Here is a 16401-nt window from a genome sequence, read left to right as displayed (position 1 = left end):
CGCCGGATCGTCCCGGTGGACGATCCGGCCTCCGCGTCAGTCCCCGATGAGGCCCAGCCGCAGCTGCGCCAGCGTGCGGGTCAGCAGCCGGGAGACGTGCATCTGGGAGATGCCGACCTCCTCGCCGATCTGCGACTGCGTCATGTTCGCGAAGAAGCGCAGCATGATGATCTGCCGTTCCCGGGGCGGGAGTTTGGCCAGCAGCGGCTTGAGCGACTCGCGGTACTCGACGCCCTCCAGCGCGGTGTCCTCGTAGCCCAGGCGGTCCGCCAGCGAGCCCTCGCCGCCCTCGTCCTCCGGGGAGGGCGAGTCGAGCGAGGAGGCCGTGTAGGCGTTGCCGACGGCGAGGCCGTCGACGACGTCCTCCTCCGAGACCCCGAGCACGGCGGCGAGCTCCGGCACGGTCGGCGAGCGGTCCAGCTTCTGGGCGAGCTCGTCGCTGGCCTTGGTGAGCGCCAGGCGCAGCTCCTGGAGGCGGCGCGGGACGCGCACGGACCAGGAGGTGTCCCTGAAGAAGCGTTTGATCTCGCCCACGACGGTCGGCATGGCGAACGTCGGGAACTCCACGCCGCGTTCGCAGTCGAAGCGGTCGATCGCCTTGATCAGGCCGATGGTTCCGACCTGGACGATGTCCTCCATCGGCTCGTTGCGGCTGCGGAAGCGGGCCGCCGCGTAGCGCACGAGGGGGAGGTTGAGCTCGATCAGGGTGTCGCGCACGTAGGCCCGTTCCGGGCTGTCCGCGTCCAGGGTGGCGAGTCGCTGGAAGAGCGAGCGGGAGAGGGTGCGGGTGTCGATGGCTTCCGAGCGGTTGGCCACTGCCGGCGGTGTCACGGGCTTGACGAGCGTGAGCACCTTGGAGCTGCCCTGGTCTACGGACATGCCACCCCCTTGAGGTCGCGGACGGTCGCGCACGGCGCGCCCGTCTGAGGAACGCAGCTTCCACCTGAATACCGGAGGCGGGGCCGCGGCAAACGCGGTTCCCGCAGGATGTCACATGTCGGCAACGCGCTGTAGCGCCATGTCGACATATATCCCCAGCGACAGAAAGGGGCAGATCGTGATCAGCCCGTTCTGTCGCGAAAAGCGTGGATGATCTACACCCGTGGGGGTTAAGCCTCGATCCTGTTTGCGGATCTCAGACGGGCGAAGCTGCGTGCCAGCAGCCGTGAGACATGCATCTGGGAGACACCGAGCTCGGCACTGATCTGGGACTGCGTCAGATTGTTGTAGTACCGCAGGAGCAGGATCCGTTGCTCGCGTTCGGGCAGTTGTACGAGGAGATGGCGTACGAGGTCGCGGTGCTCGACCCCGGCCAGCTCCGGGTCCTCGTAGCCGAGGCGGTCGAGCAGTCCGGGCATGCCGTCGCCCTCCTGTGCGGCCTCCAGCGAGGTGGCGTGGTAGCTGCGGCCGGCCTCGATGCAGGACAGCACCTCGTCCTCGGTGATGCGCAGCCGCTCGGCGATCTCGGCGGTGGTCGGGGTGCGGCCGTGCAGGGTGGTCAGGTCCTCGGTGGCGGCGTTGACCTGCACCCACAGCTCGTGGAGGCGGCGCGGCACGTGCACGGTGCGGACGTTGTCGCGGAAGTATCGTTTGATCTCGCCGACGACGGTGGGCATCGCGAAGGTCGGGAACTGCACGCCGCGGTCCGGGTCGAAGCGGTCGATGGCGTTGATCAGGCCGATGGTGCCGACCTGGACCACGTCCTCCATCGGCTCGTTGCGGCTGCGGAAGCGGGCGGCCGCGTACCGGACCAGCGGGAGGTTCGCCTCGATCAGGGCCCCGCGCACCCGGGCGTGCTCGCTGGTGCCCGGCTGGAGGTCCTTCAGCTGGCCGAAGAGCACCTGGGTCAGGGCCCGGGTGTCCGCGCCCCGGCTCGCGGGACGGGCGGGGGCCTGGCGGGGCTCCTGCTGGGTCGGCACCTGCTCCTGCTGGGGCGGTACCTGGGGGTCCTGCTGGGGTGGCACCTGAGGCGCAGTACTGGCCGGCACGGTCACGCCACCCCTTCAGTCAACTGATCGGTCAAAAGCGGTCATAGCATCACAAGAGATGCACACTGTGTGCAAGCACCGTATATAGCCGTGTTGAGGGCAAGTTGGGCATATCCGGGCATTATGCCCGGTCATGGGTACGCAAAAGCCCCCCACCCGTCGGAGTGGGGGGCGGGAGTCCGGTAACCGCTGCGGCGGACGGGTCAGCGCACCAGTTCGGTTATGAACTCGCCGATGCCGGAGGCCGCATCGGATATCCCCTGGAAACCTATTCCGACGATCTCGGCGGCCCGCTTCGGCTGGGTGATGATCACGAAGAGGGCGAAAACGGTGAGGGCACCCGTGATGAGCTTCTTGGTGTCCACGTGCGGGCGGCCTCCCCAACCGGTCCTGGCAAGTCGGGTGAGTCTAACCGGTCAGGAATGGGCACTCACCTGTCCTTTAAGGACCAACGACCCGGCATTCCAGGCCCTTTGCCGCACGGCCGGGGACCGGTGCGGGCGCACGATGGAGGGGAGCCCACCGGTTCTGGCAGGAAACCGGCGGGTGAGGGACAGGGCCTCACTGCGAGGTCCGGGCCGCGCTTCCCCTGACGGCGGCCGGGACCGGCGGGCCCGTCCTCGTCGGGGGAAGTGGCTTTGTCCCCCCGTGGCCACTTCCCCCGCCCCACCACCTCTCCCCGTGCCGCTTTCCGCTATTCGAGGCCGCCGGCCAGGTCCGCGATGGGCTGCACGGGTGCGATGACGGGCGCGAGCTGGTTGGGGAGTTCCATCAGCGCGTTGAGCTGGTTCGCGCCCGCGCTGAGCTTCGAGCCGATCTCCTGGACCGACGTGGGCTGCGCCCCGGCGGGCATTCCGGGCGCGGCGGACGGCAGGTCCGGGAGGGTGAGCGGGGAGATGGGCGCCGTGTCGGCCGAGGCGGCGGGAGCGGCGAGGCCCGCGGCGGCCCCCGCGAGGGCGAAGGCGGCGAGGATGCGCTGGGTCTTGGTCATGCCGTGACAACGGCCGAGGACGCGGGCGGTCACGCGGGTGTCCTCCGGAGAGGCGAGCGGAAAACCCGGGCCCGGCCGCCGGAAGACGCCGAAAACCGACGCGGTAGAACACCGGGAGCCGAAGCCGGAGAACACCGAAAGCCTACGCCGTGGAACACCGACAGCCGACGGCGGATAACGCCGAGAGCCCCGACCCTTGCGGGGCGGGGCTCTCGGTCGAAGCGGTAGTGGAGGGATTTGAACCCCCGATGGGTTGCCCCATACTCGCTTTCGAGGCGAGCTCCTTCGGCCACTCGGACACACTACCGAGATGGATCCTAGCCCACGAACCCCCATCCGCCGAAATCGGCGCCCCGCCCCTGCTCAGAGGTCGCGGAAGAAGTCCGTCAGCTGCCGCGCGCACTCCTCGCCGAGGACCCCGCGCACCACCTCCGGCCGGTGGTTGAGCCTGCGGTCCCGTACGAGGTCCCACAGCGAGCCGGCCGCGCCCGCCTTGTCGTCGTCCGCGCCGTAGACCACCCGCGCGATCCGCGCCTGTACGAGCGCGCCCGCGCACATCACGCACGGCTCCAGGGTGACCACGAGGGTGCACCCCGGGAGCCGCCACGCGCCGAGCTCCGCGGCGGCCCGGCGCAGCGCCAGTACCTCGGCGTGCGCCGTGGGGTCGCCGGTGGCCTCGCGTTCGTTGTACCCGGTGGCGAGGACGTCCCCGTCCGGGCCCAGCACGACGGCGCCGACCGGCACGTCGCCGGCCGGCACCGCCCGGGCGGCCTCCTGGAGCGCCAGGCGCATGGAGGCGCGCCACGGGTCCCGTACGGGATCGACGGGATCGGTGGTGTCCGTGGTGAGCACTAGCGGACGGCCTCCAGGACCTCGGTGGCTCCGAGGGACTCGGCGATCTCCGAGAGGGCGTCGCCGTCCAGGGTCATCAGTTGCCTGTTGGTCACGCCGAGGTCGTCCAGCAGCCGGGGATCGCCGAGCGGACCGGCCGGTACCGGCTCGGAGCCCGTCCCGCCCGCCTCGTCCGCGTCGTCGTCCTCGTCCCGGTACGCGGAGACGGCATCCTCCTCGCCGTCCTCGGTGCCGTCCAGGTCCAGCTCGTCGAGTTCGTCGTCCTCCTCGTCGCTGCCCAGCAGCTCTTTGGTCAGCATCGAGCCGTAGGAGCTGCGGTCGGCCGCGGCGGCGTTCGACACGAAATACCGCGGGTCCTCCTCGCCGTCCACGCGGACGACGCCGAACCAGGCGTCCTCCTGCTCGATGAGGGCGACCACCGTGTCGTCGTCGACAGCGGCGGACCGGGCGAGATCGATCAGATCACTGAGGGACTCGACATCGTCGAGTTCCATGTCGCTCGCTTCCCACCCGTCTTCGGTGCGCGCGAGCAGTGCGGCGAAATACACCGTGACTCTCCCACTGGTCTTAGGCGTGCCGGTTGGAGGTCCCCCCGGCCGGAGGATGGGACGGAACGGCTGTGCTGCGCGCCGCCCTGCCCCGCCCAATCGGCATCGTGGCAGAAACAGCGGCTTTGCGAGAGGTCTTCCGCGCTTGCGTCGTGCCGCGCCGCCCCGCGCCGGGGCCGGTACGGGGTTGTGGCGAGGGGGCGTTCCGGGCGCGCGGGGGCCGTGCCGGCTGCCCCGCGGGCCGCTCGTGTCGCGCCGGCGGGCGGGGGAACGCCGGGCGCGGGGGAATCCGTACGGGCGCGCAAGGAGCCGTACGGGCAGGGGTCACCAGCGGAAGGTGCGCATGCGCATCTGCTGGCGCATGCGGGCCGCGCGGGCGCGGCGGGGCTGTACGCGGTCGCGCAGCTCGCGCGCCTCCATGAGGTCGCGGAGGAACTGCGCACGGCGCGCTCGGCGCTGCGCCGCGGTCTCCGGAGTGTCGTCGCTCGGCTGCGTCTCGGGCATCGGCCACCACCCTGGGCTGGTCGGTCGTTCCCCCCGGCACCCACCTTCCCTCGGACAGGCCGTTTGATGCCACCCCCGTGCAGGTCAGACGTCTGCGGCCGGTGATCCGTGGCCGGGCGTGCGCACTCAGTCGTCGTCGTGCAGGGTCGGAACGACCGCCACCGGGCCGTGCGCGTGGTGCAGGACGGCGTGGGCCACGGAGCCGATCTGGAGCGCCATGGCGGTGCGCCGCGGGTGGTGCCGGCCGACCACGACGAGGGCCGCGGAGGCGGAGGCCATGACCAGCCGGCCCGCCGCGTCGCCGGGCACCGCCGCCTGTTCCACGGGCACGTCCGGGTAGCGCGCGCGGTACGGCTCCAGGCGCCTGGTCTGGGCGCGCAGCATCTCCCGTTCGGCGGGCACCCCGTCGCCCTCGTCGGCCAGCCCCTCGGGCGGGATCACCGCGAAGGGGGCGTCGACCACGAGGGCGGGCGCGGGCGGGACGGCGTACGCGGAGACCACCTGGACGGTGGTCCCCCGCACGGCCGCCTCCGTGAAGGCGTGGACGAGTACGTCGTCGGGGGTCTCGGCGGCGTGCAGGCCCAGCACCACGCGCCCGGCGGACTCCCCGGAGGCGTCGGTTCCGGCGCTGCGGTCCGCGTGCGGGACGACCACCACCGGGCAGGGCGCGGTCGCCGTGACGGCCCGGCTGCTGGAGCCGAGCAGCAGGGCCTTGAAGCCGCCGCGGCCGCGCGAGCCCATCACCAGCATCCGGGCCTCCGCGCCGATGACCCGCAGGGCCTCGGGTACGGAGCCCTCCAGGGCCTCGTAGCGGATGCCCCCGGGCAGCCCCGGGCCGCCGCCGAGGGTGGCGCGGAGCCAGTCGTGCACGGGGTCGGCGGTCTCCTCCGGCGCGCCGCGGTCGTGCAGGGAGGCGCGGCGGCCGGCGTACAACTGGGCGTGGTCGGGCAGCACATGGGCCACGACCAGCCCGGTGCGGTGCAGTTCGGCCTCGGCCCGCGCCCACTCCAGGGCCCTGAGGCTGTGCTCGGACCCGTCGACCGCCACGATGACCGGTGCGTTGCTCATCCGTCCAGCGTGCTGGGCGTCCGGGCGGGGCGCATCCGCAGGACGGGGCGGGCGCGGCCGGGTCCTGGGACGCGGAGGGCCCGTTCCAGCGCGTAGCCTTTTGGGTGCGGGTCGCGTCGTGCGGCCGTTTTTGCCGGGTCGCAGGCTGAGTCTTGGAGGATGTTGTGCGTTTGCAGGTCGTCGATCACCCCTTGGTGGCGCACAAACTCACCACCCTGCGCGACAAGCGCACCGATTCCGCCACGTTCCGGCGGCTCGCGGACGAGCTGGTCACCCTGCTCGCCTACGAGGCCACCCGCGACGTGCGCACCGAGCAGTCCGACATCGAGACGCCGGTCGGCCCGACCACGGGCGTGAAGCTCTCCCACCCGCGTCCGCTGGTCGTCCCGATCCTGCGGGCCGGCCTCGGCATGCTCGACGGCATGGTGCGGCTGCTGCCGACGGCCGAGGTGGGCTTCCTGGGCATGGTGCGCAACGAGTCGACCCTGGAGGCGTCCACGTACGCCACCCGGATGCCGGAGGACCTCTCCGGACGCCAGGTCTACGTCGTGGACCCGATGCTCGCCACCGGCGGCACGCTGGTCGCGGCGATCCAGGAGCTGATCAAGCGCGGCGCCGACGATGTCACGGCCGTGGTGCTGCTGGCCGCGCCCGAGGGCGTCGAGGTCATGGAGCGCGATCTGGCCGGTACCCCGGTGACGGTGGTGACGGCCGCGGTGGACGAGCGGCTCAACGAGCACGGCTACATCGTGCCCGGCCTGGGTGACGCGGGCGACCGGATGTACGGCTCGGCGGAGTAGCGGGCGCGGCGGCCCGGCGCGTCCGCCGGGCCGCCGGCCGTCAGCACTTCTTGACGGGCGCGGGCGCGGGGTTGGCCAGCAGGGCCAGCGCCTTGTCCGCGTCCTCCTTCGTACTGAGCTCCTTGAAGGCATCGCCCAGGATCAGGTCGATGTCCGCGGTCTCGCGGGTGTCGGTCTGCTGGGTCATGCCGGCGAGCTGGGTGCCGAGCACGGCGTAGGCGCCCTTGTCGGTGCTCGGCGCGCCGAGCAGTATCCCGGTGCCGGGGACCTTCTTGTCGAAGTCGGGCGGCGCGTTGCCCACCTTGCCGACGACGAAGCCGCGCTTGGCGAGCTCGTCGCCGACGGCCTTGGCCAGGCCCGCGCGCGCGGTCGCGTTGTAGACGTTGACCTGAATCTGGCCGGGGGCGGGGAGGGCCACCGCGGGCGTCGCCGAGGCGGCGGCCGTGGCGGCGACGGGGGCGCCCTTGGCGGCGGCGCCGGGGGCTGTGGTCGGGCAGTCCTTGGCACCCGCAGCCGTGTTCCGTTTCGGGCCTTCGCCCCGGAACACGTCGATGAGCTGCAGTGCCCCGTAGCCGACCAGGGCCAGGGCGAGGACCGAACCGAGCACGGCGAGAACGATCCGCGGGCGGCTCCGCTTACGGCTCATGCGGGGGTAGGCCGTCCCCGTGACGCGGTACTTTCCGCCCATGCCGGGGGGAGTGAGCATGCTCATGGGCGCAGCGTAATGCGACCCGGTGGCGATGCCTACTAAATGATCTGCTGATAGGTCAATGGCGACCCGAAAGGCGCAATCTTCGCGAAGCGTCAGTCCATTTCGAGGACGCGCGCGTGCAGCACCTGGCGCTGCTGGAGGGCCGCGCGCACGGCGCGGTGCAGCCCGTCCTCCAGGTAGAGGTCGCCCCGCCACTTCACGACGTGCGCGAAGAGGTCGCCGTAGAAGGTGGAGTCCTCGGCGAGCAGCGTTTCGAGGTCCAGCTGGCCCTTGGTCGTCACGAGCTGGTCGAGCCGGACCGGGCGCGGCGCGACGTCCGCCCACTGCCGGGTGGTTTCCCTGCCGTGGTCGGGGTACGGCCGCCCGCTGCCGATGCGCTTGAAGATCACACGGAAAGCCTACCGGGCCCGTGCCTGCGGGCGCAGCCTCGCGCGGGCGGTGCAAAAGTGACGAAGAGGGCTATTTGGGGAGTGATCCATGAGTGAGAGCACGGACCCTGCTGTTCCGGAGACCGGGACGAATGCCGCGAAGGGGACGGATCCGGCGGATCCGGGAGCGGCTGCCGGCTCAGCGGCTCCCCCGGCGGCTCCGGCTGCCGAGGCTTCCGACGCTGCCGGGGCTGCTGACGGGCCCGCCGCGCGGATCGCCGCCGGATACGCCTTCACCGGGCCCGCGCTCGACCTGGGAGCCCTGCTCTGGGACGGCGCCTGCCTGCCCGAGCGCCAGATCCGCATCCCCCTGTCGATGCTCAACCGGCACGGACTGGTCGCCGGGGCCACCGGCACCGGCAAGACCAAGACGCTCCAGCTCATCGCAGAGCAGCTGTCCGCGCAGGGCGTCCCCGTCTTCCTCGCCGACGTCAAGGGCGATGTCTCGGGCATCACCGCCCCCGGCACGCCCGGCGAGCGGACCGAGCGGCGGGCCCGCGAGGTGGCGCAGCGCTGGGAGCCGGCCGGCTGCCCCGGGGAGTTCTACTCCCTCGGCGGGATCGGCTCCGGCATCCCGCTCCGGTCGACCGTCACCAGCTTCGGCCCCGTCCTGATGTCGAAGGTGCTCCAGCTCAACCAGACGCAGGAGCAGTCCCTCGGCCTGATCTTCCACTACGCCGACACCAAGGGCCTGGAGCTGATCGACCTCAAGGACCTGCGCGCGGTCGTCGCCTTCCTCGTCTCCGACCGGGGGAAGGCCGAGCTCAAGGGCATCGGCGGGCTGTCCACGGTGACCGCCGGGGTGATCCTGCGGGCGCTGACCGCCTTCGAGACGCAAGGAGCCGCGGAGTTCTTCGGTGAGCCCGAGTTCGACACGGCCGAGTTCCTGCGGACCGCGCCCGACGGGCGGGGCATGGTCTCGCTGCTCGAACTGCCCGCCGTCCAGGACAGGCCGCAGCTCTTCTCCACCTTCCTGATGTGGCTGCTGGCCGACCTCTACAACGACCTGCCCGAGGTCGGGGACCTGGACAAGCCCAAGCTCGTCTTCTTCTTCGACGAGGCCCACCTCCTCTTCAACGGCGCCTCCAAGGCGTTCCTCGCCTCCATCACCCAGACCGTGCGGCTGATCCGCTCCAAGGGCGTCGGCGTCTTCTTCGTGACCCAGACCCCCAAGGACGTGCCCGCGGACGTGCTCGCCCAGCTCGGCAACCGGGTCCAGCACGCGCTGCGCGCCTACACCCCCGACGACGCCAAGGCGCTCAGGGCGACCGTGAAGACCTTCCCGCGCTCCCCCTACGACCTGGAGGAGCTGCTCACCGGCCTCGGCACCGGCGAGGCGGTGGTCACCGTGCTCAGCGAGAACGGCGCCCCGACCCCGGTCGCGGCCACCCGGCTGCGCGCCCCGCAGTCCCTGATGGGGCCGGTCGCGGAGGCCGACCTGGACCGGGCGGTGAAGTCCTCGCCGCTGTACGCGCGCTACGCGCAGCCGGTGGACCGCGTATCGGCGTACGAGCGGATCAGCGCCGAGCAGGCGGCCGCCGAGGCCGAGGCGGAGGCGGCCGCGACGGAGGCCGAGGAGGAGAAGCGGGCGAAGGCGGCGCAGAAGGAGGCGGGCCGGGCCGGACGCGGCGCGCCGAAGCCGGAGCCCTCGCTGGCCGAGCAGGTGGTCGGCAGCGGGCTGTTCCGCTCGCTGGCCCGGTCGATCGGTACGCAGCTGGGCCGGGAGATCTCCCGCTCGGTGTTCGGCACGGCACGGCGGAGGCGCTGAGGGCGGGGGCGGGGCGCGGGGCGCACGCCGGGCGCGCGGATCCTCGTACGGTCGGGTCCTCGTACGGTCGGGTGCTCGTACGCGGAGGTCCTCGTACGGGCGGCCGCTCCAGGCGGAATCGAGCGCACCGGGTGCCCGGACCGGAGGGGGCGCTGACAGACTCGGCGCATGCGGACCGAACTCACCGACACCACGTCCAGCAAGGTCAACCGGGCCCTGCTGCAAGCCCGCCGGGCCATAGGCAGCCCCACGATGGGGCTGGTACTGACCCTCGTCGTCGTCACCGACGAGGAGAACGCCTACGACGCCGTACGCGCGGCCTCCGAGGCCGCGCGCGAGCACCCGTGCCGCATCATCGCGGTGATCAAGCGGGTCTCGCGCGGCCCGCACAAGCTCCGCCAGGACCGGGTCGACGCCGAACTGCGCGTCGGCTCCGACGCCGGCGCGGGGGAGCTCGTACTGCTGCGCCTGCACGGGGCGCTGACCGAGCAGGCCGGGTCGGTCGTCCTGCCGCTGCTGGTCCCGGACGCGCCCGTGGTGGCGTGGTGGCCGGCCGACGCCCCCGCGGACCTGGCGGGGGACCCGCTGGGCGCGCTCGCGCAGCGCCGGATCACGGACGCGGTGGCCGCCTTCGACCCGGTCGGGGTGCTGGACGAGCGGGCCGCGGGCTACCAGCCGGGCGACACCGACCTGGCGTGGACGCGGCTGACCCCCTGGCGGGCGCTGCTGGCCGCGGCCCTGGACCAGCTGCCGCAGCCGGTGACCGGCGCGTCGGTGGAGAGCGAGCCGGAGAACCCGAGCGCGGAGCTGCTGGCGCGCTGGCTGGAGGACCGGCTCGGGGTCCCGGTGGCCCGGGTGGCGACCGACGGCCCGGTGATCACCGGGGTCGGCCTGCAGACGGCGGGCGGGGAGATCCGGGTGGACCGGCCCGGGGGCGCGCTGGCCACGCTGCGGCTGCCGGGGAGCCCGGACCGCAAGGTGGCGCTCAAGATCCGCAGCGGCGTCGAACTGATCGCGGAGGAACTGCGCCGCCTCGACGCGGACGTGGTCTACGGCTCCGCGCTGCGGCGGCGGCCGCTCCAGGCGGCGCTCTCGGCGTAGTGGTTGTCGAAGGCCGCCGAGCTGTCCTTGATGTCCTGGACGGTGGCCTCGCCCGCGTGCACCCGGCCGAGCAGGCGGTAGTAGTCGAAGCGGCCCATGCCGGGGGTGAAGCCGACGAACACGCTCGCGGTGTGGCCGGCGGCGGGGGCGAAGGCGTGCCGGACGCCGGGCGGGACGGCGAGGAAGTCGCCGGCGTCGAGGGTGTGGATCTCGTCGCCGACGAGGACGTCGAGCCGCCCGGCGGTGACGTGGAAGAACTCGGTCGCCCTGGTGTGGAAGTGCACCGGGGCGCCGGCCGCGCCCTCGTCGAAGGTGGCGGTGTTGCAGGTGAGCTCGGCGGTGTCGGTGAGCAGCGTGATGCGGCTGCCGGGGGCGTCCTGGACGGTCTCGGCGGTGGCGGCGCGGGTGGCGATCTCTGTCATGTCGTTCAACCTAGGGTCCGGATCGACCGGCGGCGCAGGTCAATCGGTGACCGGCCGGGCCGGTCAATCCGGAGGCTGCGGAGAACTCAGGTGTTCGCGGCCTTGGCGGCTTTCGCGGCGGCCTTCATCTCCTGCTTGTGCGCCCGCACCTTCGCCAGGGACTCCGGCCCGGTGATGTCCGCCGCCGAGCGGTAGACGTTCGCCTGCCCGTAGCCGCCGGCGGCCTCCCGCCAGCCCGTGGGGCGCACGCCGAAGCGCTTGCCGAGCAGGGCGAGGAAGATCTGCGCCTTCTGCTCCCCGAAGCCGGGCAGCGCCTTGAGGCGTTTCAGCAGCTCGCGCCCGGTCGCCGCGTCGGCCCACACGGCCTCGGCGTCGCCGTCGTAGTGCTCCACGAGGTACGCGCAGAGCTGCTGGATCCGCGTCGCCATCGACCCCGGGTACCGGTGCACCGCGGGCTTCTCGGAGAGCAGCGCGGCGAACGCCTCCGGGTCGTACGAGGCGATCGCGTGCGCGTCGAGATCGTCCGTGCCGAGCCGCTGGGCGATGGTCCAGGGCCCGGAGAAGGCCCACTCCATCGGCACCTGCTGGTCCAGCAGCATCCCGACCAGCGCGGCGAGCGGGCTCTGGCCGAGCAGTGCGTCGGCCTCCGGCTGCTGGGCCAGCCGGATGGTGATGTCCTTGTCCATGGCTCCAGCCTCCCGCGCGGGTGCGCTCCCCGCGCGGGAGGCACACCGCGCGCCTAGCGTGAGTACGGGGGACGTCGGGACAGCCGAGGAGTCGATCGAAGATGCAAGAGTTCCCCGAGGGCGCGCCGTGCTGGGTGGACGCGATGTTCCGGGACGTGGAGGCGGCCAAGACCTTCTACGGTGACGTGCTGGGCTGGACCTTCGGAGAGTCCAGCAGCGAGTACGGCAACTACACGCAGGCGTACTCCGACGGCAAGGCCGTCGCGGCCGTCGTCCCGCCGATGCCGGGGGCCGACGCCCCCTCGCAGTGGTGCCTGTACCTCGCCTCGCCCGACGCGGCGGCCACGGCGGAGAAGGTCACCGCGCACGGCGGCGAGGTTCTGATGGGCCCGATGCAGGTGGGCAGCTTCGGCACGATGCTGATCGCGAAGGAGCCGAGCGGCGCCGTCTTCGGGGTCTGGCAGCCGGGCGACCACAAGGGCTTCGAGAAGATGGGCGAGCCCGGCGCGTACGCCTGGGCGGAGGTCTTCACCCGCGACCCGGCCGCACCGGACACCTTCCTGCCGCGGGTCTTCCCGTACGGCGCCCAGCAGATGGAACCGGGCAGCGACCCGGACGCGCCGGACATGGACTTCAAGGTGTTCAGCGTCGGCGGCCCCGGGAACCCGGTGCTGGGCCGCATGCGGATGGACGACGACTTCCCGCCGGAGGTGCCGCCGTACATTCAGGTCTACTTCGCGGTCCCGGACTGCGACGAGGCGGTGTCGAAGACCCAGAAACACGGCGGCAAACTCCACTTCGGCCCGATGGACAGCCCCTTCGGCCGCTTCGCAGCAGTGGCGGACCCCCAGGGCGCGGCCTTCGCCGTAATCGACTTGTCGACAACAACGGGCACCATGCCGACGTTCACCTGACGGCGACCAAAGAGCAGGACAACGACGCCCGAAGACCGTTTTCTTAATTGGCTTGAGTCCGCCGGCTGATGGATCCCAAGAGCTCCACGCTGTCAGCCGGCGCTCTGTGGTCGCGATGGGTGAGTCACGGATGCAGTATCCCCTTGCGCTGCCCAATGAGTCTGACTCAAGGATGTCTGCTGGAGCTTCAGCCGATCCAGATGCCACCCGGTGAAACCCGGCGCGCGAGACGTTGGCCAGCGGCGCTGACTGGGTGCGACCAGGACACTTCGGTGACTTGGCACCCGAAGTCGTCGGCAAGGACTTGTACGAGCTTGGCGCCAACGCCCTGTCGGCGATAGGAGTTCGCCACCCAGATCAGGTCGATGAGCGGTCGCAGAGTGCCGTCCTCGTCGCCGTATTCCGATCCGTCGATCAGATCCCAGCGGATGTGCTGATCTGAGTCCCGGGCGGCCAGGTAGCCGATGACGTACTCGTTGGCCTTCAGAAGGTACGCCCGTACGTTGTCCGGGGTCTGCCTGGGTTCAGCAAGGTCGGACCACGAGTTGAAGTCGTAGTGGTTCTCCCTTTGCGGCATCCGCCCTGCCTGGTGGGTCAGCTTCCTCCAGGCAATCGGCGATTCCGTCGTGACGACGGCCACGTCGGCCCACCAGTCCAGGTTCCTGGGTGCCCGGATACCGAATGCCCACGCCGCATGGTGGGAGGTGTGTTCCTTGCCGCCATTCCAGTCGTCCTTCAGGCTCATGCCGCAGGGACACTGGCCGCCCTCGGGAGCCTCCACGTGGCGGAACTCGACAGGAGCGGCGCCGTAACTGAGATTCTGATCTCTGCCGCCCACCCAAGGTCGGACTGGCGCACCGTCCTGCTCGACATATCCAGTCCATCGGTCTTCCCACTCGGGATACCGCTCGGGAAACCTCTCCCGCTTCTGCTTCTCTGCAGGTGGCAGAGTCGGGCGAACCCACACACTCCCTGGGGTTGCGCGTCCGTTGAGCCGCACCCCGCGTGCCTTGGCCTTGACTCGCAGGAAACGCAGGAACGCCCCGGGCGGCGAGGTGAAGTCGATGCCACGGACCAGCTCCCGCTCACCAGGGGCGAGCCAGTCATCGACGGGGAGCGCCAGCCGGTCGGCGAGGGCGTGGAGTCCGCTGTACTCGTGGTCGAGCTCAGCTGCACGCAGCGCTTCAACCGTAGCCCCGACGTGGGGAAACTGAACGTACAGGGTGATCCAGCGCGGACCATCACCCCAGGTGAAGTTGCCCGCATATCCCTCGCACCAGATGTGGTCGATAGAGACGGTTCGAGCCCTGTCGACGGCCTCCGTGTAGGCGGCGGGCAGATCGGGAGCATCGCCCCGCCTCGTCGTGGCATCGACGTATCCGTCGCGGTCGACTTCGACAGTGGCGTACCAGCGGTTGGAGCGGACCAGGATCTTCCGAGACTGCGGGCCGCGCCGATCCGGATCGAGGTAGATCGTTCGCTCGGCCATGCGCTGTGCTCCTCGTCCGTGGCGTCCTATCGTCACCGAAGTTTGGATCAGCAGGGCCCCGGTCGTCATGGACACCGCTGTTCTGAGTCGATCCTGGCCGATACGAGCGCGGGGCCGGTGAGCTGTGGCTTGGTCCTGCCGTGCTCGGCTTCGCTCAAGGCCGTGAGACGCGGCAACTGGAACCAGGAGACGACGAAGGCCCGGACAGCATCGCTGTCCGGGCCTTCGGCTGCCCTGATGGGCGGGTGCGGAGGATACGAGATTCGAACTCGTGAGGGGTTGCCCCCAACACGCTTTCCAAGCGTGCGCCCTAGGCCACTAGGCGAATCCTCCGCGGCAAACAATACAAGACGTTGAGGGGTGCTCGCGAACGTGATCGTTCCGAGGGGGCGGGGCGGGGGTGTGGGTGCGGGGCGGGGTCGATTCCGGGGGGTGGGATCCGCTAGGGTGGGGGCCAGCCCCTCACGTGGCGCTATCTCACCCAACTCCCCCAGGGCCGGAAGGCAGCAAGGGTAAGTGGGCTCTGGTGGGTGCGTGGGGGGCCCTTTGCGTTCCCGGGGCGGTGCTGTTCCCGGGGGCCCGCCGCTTGCGGTGCGCTCGGTGGCTGTGGGCTGTTGTCGGTGGGCCCGGATAACCTCGTAGACGTGTCGTCCCTTGCGCTGTACCGCCGCTACCGCCCCGAGTCGTTCGCCGAGGTCATCGGTCAGGAGCATGTCACCGCGCCCCTGATGCAGGCCCTGCGGAACAACCGGGTCAATCACGCGTACCTGTTCAGCGGGCCGCGCGGGTGTGGAAAGACCACCAGCGCGCGCATCCTCGCCCGGTGCCTCAACTGTGAGCAGGGTCCCACCCCCGATCCCTGCGGGGAGTGCCAGTCCTGCCGTGACCTGGCCAGGAACGGGCCCGGGTCCATCGATGTCATCGAGATCGACGCCGCCTCGCACGGTGGTGTGGACGACGCCCGTGACCTGCGCGAGAAGGCGTTCTTCGGCCCCGCGTCCAGCCGGTACAAGATCTACATCATCGACGAGGCCCACATGGTCACCTCGGCGGGCTTCAACGCCCTGCTGAAGGTGGTCGAGGAGCCGCCGGAGCACCTCAAGTTCATCTTCGCCACCACCGAGCCGGAGAAGGTGATCGGGACCATCCGGTCCCGGACCCACCACTACCCCTTCCGGCTGGTGCCGCCCGGGACCCTGCGCGAGTACCTGGGCGAGGTCTGCGGACGCGAGGGCGCGCAGGTGGAGGACGGGGTGCTGCCGCTCGTCGTGCGGGCCGGCGCCGGGTCCGTGCGTGACTCGATGTCCGTCATGGACCAGCTCCTCGCCGGTGCCGGTGAGGAGGGTGTGACGTATGCCATGGCGACCTCTCTTCTCGGCTACACCGACGGCTCGCTGCTCGACTCCGTCGTCGACGCCTTCGCCGCCGGGGACGGCGCGGCCGCCTTCGAGGTGGTCGACCGGGTCGTGGAGGGCGGCAACGACCCCCGCCGGTTCGTCGCCGACCTGCTGGAGCGGCTGCGCGATCTGGTGATCCTGGCCGCCGTGCCGGACGCCGGGGAGAAGGGGCTGATCGACGCCCCCGCCGATGTCGTGGAGCGGATGCAGGCCCAGGCGTCCGTCTTCGGGGCGGCCGAGCTGTCGCGCGCCGCCGATCTGGTCAACACCGGCCTCACCGAGATGCGCGGGGCGACCTCGCCGCGGCTCCAGCTGGAGCTGATCTGCGCCCGCGTGCTGCTGCCGGCCGCCTTCGACGACGAGCGGTCCTTCCAGGCGCGGCTCGACCGGCTGGAGCGCAGCGGGGCCGCCGCCTTCGCCGCCGGGCCGCCGGTCCTCGCGCCGCAGGGTGCCGGGCCCGCCATGGGGTACGTACCCGGGCCCGAGGCCCATGCCATGGCGCCGGCCGGTCCTGGTGGCGGGCCCGCCGCCGCGCGGGCCGCTGTCGGTGCTCCCGCGCCCGCTCCTGCTCCCGCTCCCGCGCCCACACCTGCTCCCGCGCCGGTTCCCGAGCCCGTGCAGGCCGCCCCTGCCCCCGCCCCCGCTCCGGCCGCTCCCCCGGCCCCCCCCCCCCGGGGCCGGGGCCGGGGCGGGGGAGTGCCCCACCGAGAACAACCCTCACACAACCGCATAT

The 16401-nt window shown here is 71.5% G+C and carries 18 protein-coding genes, 2 tRNA genes and 1 other RNA gene; 6 read left to right on the top strand and 15 right to left on the bottom strand.

The features are described 5' to 3' along the window. Nucleotides 1-36: 36 nt before the first annotated feature. The 9 genes from ABZ873_RS04670 to ABZ873_RS04630 form a co-directional block, all read right to left on the bottom strand. Nucleotides 37-879, bottom strand: a complete 843-nt coding sequence (locus tag ABZ873_RS04670) for an RNA polymerase sigma factor SigF (protein ID WP_360865110.1) — start codon at nt 877-879, stop codon at nt 37-39. Between the two features lie 230 nt (nt 880-1109). Continuing rightward, nucleotides 1110-1988 (bottom strand): RNA polymerase sigma factor SigF, encoded by an 879-nt coding sequence (locus ABZ873_RS04665; RefSeq protein WP_360865107.1) that lies wholly within the window; start codon nt 1986-1988, stop codon nt 1110-1112. A gap of 203 nt (nt 1989-2191) precedes the next feature. After that, nucleotides 2192-2353 (bottom strand): hypothetical protein, encoded by a 162-nt coding sequence (locus ABZ873_RS04660; protein WP_360865104.1) that lies wholly within the window; start codon nt 2351-2353, stop codon nt 2192-2194. A 329-nt stretch (nt 2354-2682) separates the two neighbouring features. Then, complete coding sequence (locus ABZ873_RS04655; RefSeq protein ID WP_360865101.1) at nt 2683-3012, bottom strand: hypothetical protein; 330 nt, start codon at nt 3010-3012, stop codon at nt 2683-2685. A 189-nt stretch (nt 3013-3201) separates the two neighbouring features. Beyond that, nucleotides 3202-3286, bottom strand: a tRNA-Ser gene (locus ABZ873_RS04650). 56 nt (nt 3287-3342) lie between these two features. Beyond that, nucleotides 3343-3771 (bottom strand): tRNA adenosine(34) deaminase TadA, encoded by a 429-nt coding sequence (gene tadA / locus ABZ873_RS04645; protein ID WP_360865602.1) that lies wholly within the window; start codon nt 3769-3771, stop codon nt 3343-3345. Between the two features lie 59 nt (nt 3772-3830). Next, entirely contained in the window at nt 3831-4379 is a 549-nt protein-coding gene (locus ABZ873_RS04640) for a hypothetical protein (RefSeq protein ID WP_360865098.1), read from the bottom strand. A 324-nt stretch (nt 4380-4703) separates the two neighbouring features. After that, a complete protein-coding gene (locus ABZ873_RS04635; RefSeq protein WP_360865095.1) occupies nt 4704-4883 on the bottom strand; it encodes a hypothetical protein in 180 nt (59 codons plus the stop codon). A 126-nt stretch (nt 4884-5009) separates the two neighbouring features. Next, nucleotides 5010-5951: a universal stress protein gene (locus ABZ873_RS04630; protein WP_360865092.1), complete on the bottom strand. Its 942-nt coding sequence runs from the start codon at nt 5949-5951 to the stop codon at nt 5010-5012. A gap of 164 nt (nt 5952-6115) precedes the next feature. On the opposite strand from ABZ873_RS04630, the gene upp reads away from it, so the two are divergent. Next, nucleotides 6116-6751, top strand: a complete 636-nt coding sequence (gene upp / locus ABZ873_RS04625) for a uracil phosphoribosyltransferase (protein ID WP_360865089.1) — start codon at nt 6116-6118, stop codon at nt 6749-6751. A 40-nt stretch (nt 6752-6791) separates the two neighbouring features. Here the strand turns inward: upp and ABZ873_RS04620 are convergent, their stop codons facing one another. Both ABZ873_RS04620 and ABZ873_RS04615 read right to left on the bottom strand, forming a co-directional pair. Continuing rightward, nucleotides 6792-7463, bottom strand: coding sequence for a LytR C-terminal domain-containing protein (locus ABZ873_RS04620; protein WP_360865086.1), 672 nt, complete (start codon nt 7461-7463; stop codon nt 6792-6794). A 92-nt stretch (nt 7464-7555) separates the two neighbouring features. After that, a complete protein-coding gene (locus tag ABZ873_RS04615; protein ID WP_030010424.1) occupies nt 7556-7852 on the bottom strand; it encodes a type II toxin-antitoxin system VapB family antitoxin in 297 nt (98 codons plus the stop codon). Between the two features lie 88 nt (nt 7853-7940). Here ABZ873_RS04615 and ABZ873_RS04610 point away from each other — a divergent pair, with 88 nt between their 5' ends. Both ABZ873_RS04610 and opcA read left to right on the top strand, forming a co-directional pair. Next, entirely contained in the window at nt 7941-9659 is a 1719-nt protein-coding gene (locus ABZ873_RS04610; protein WP_360865081.1) for a helicase HerA-like domain-containing protein, read from the top strand. A 168-nt stretch (nt 9660-9827) separates the two neighbouring features. Beyond that, nucleotides 9828-10760 carry a glucose-6-phosphate dehydrogenase assembly protein OpcA gene (gene opcA / locus ABZ873_RS04605; protein ID WP_360865078.1) on the top strand — a complete coding sequence of 311 codons (933 nt, stop codon included), beginning with the start codon at nt 9828-9830 and terminating at the stop codon, nt 10758-10760. Here the strand turns inward: opcA and ABZ873_RS04600 are convergent. After that, the gene (locus ABZ873_RS04600; RefSeq protein WP_360865073.1) at nt 10709-11182 is read right to left on the bottom strand and encodes a cupin domain-containing protein; all 474 of its coding nucleotides are present in this window, start codon (nt 11180-11182) and stop codon (nt 10709-10711) included. The genes opcA and ABZ873_RS04600 overlap by 52 nt on opposite strands. Before the next feature lie 86 nt (nt 11183-11268). Beyond that, nucleotides 11269-11868 (bottom strand): HhH-GPD-type base excision DNA repair protein, encoded by a 600-nt coding sequence (locus tag ABZ873_RS04595; RefSeq protein ID WP_360865070.1) that lies wholly within the window; start codon nt 11866-11868, stop codon nt 11269-11271. Between the two features lie 101 nt (nt 11869-11969). On the opposite strand from ABZ873_RS04595, the gene ABZ873_RS04590 reads away from it, so the two are divergent. Continuing rightward, nucleotides 11970-12782, top strand: coding sequence for a VOC family protein (locus ABZ873_RS04590; RefSeq protein ID WP_360865067.1), 813 nt, complete (start codon nt 11970-11972; stop codon nt 12780-12782). A 187-nt stretch (nt 12783-12969) separates the two neighbouring features. Here ABZ873_RS04590 and ABZ873_RS04585 read toward each other — a convergent pair whose 3' ends face one another. Then, a complete protein-coding gene (locus tag ABZ873_RS04585; protein ID WP_360865064.1) occupies nt 12970-14271 on the bottom strand; it encodes a GNAT family N-acetyltransferase in 1302 nt (433 codons plus the stop codon). A 248-nt stretch (nt 14272-14519) separates the two neighbouring features. Continuing rightward, nucleotides 14520-14604, bottom strand: a tRNA-Ser gene (locus ABZ873_RS04580). A 121-nt stretch (nt 14605-14725) separates the two neighbouring features. Between ABZ873_RS04580 and ffs the strand changes: the two genes are divergently transcribed. Together ffs and ABZ873_RS04570 are read left to right on the top strand one after the other, a co-directional pair. After that, an RNA gene (ffs, locus tag ABZ873_RS04575) (signal recognition particle sRNA small type) lies at nt 14726-14820 on the top strand. A 95-nt stretch (nt 14821-14915) separates the two neighbouring features. Beyond that, nucleotides 14916-16401 (top strand): DNA polymerase III subunit gamma and tau (locus ABZ873_RS04570; protein WP_360865061.1); only part of this gene is annotated, 1486 nt, incomplete at its 3' end.

Source organism: Streptomyces sp. NPDC047014, from assembly GCF_040644195.1.
Classification (GTDB): domain Bacteria; phylum Actinomycetota; class Actinomycetes; order Streptomycetales; family Streptomycetaceae; genus Streptomyces.
This window is presented reverse-complemented; position numbering and strand designations above follow the sequence as displayed.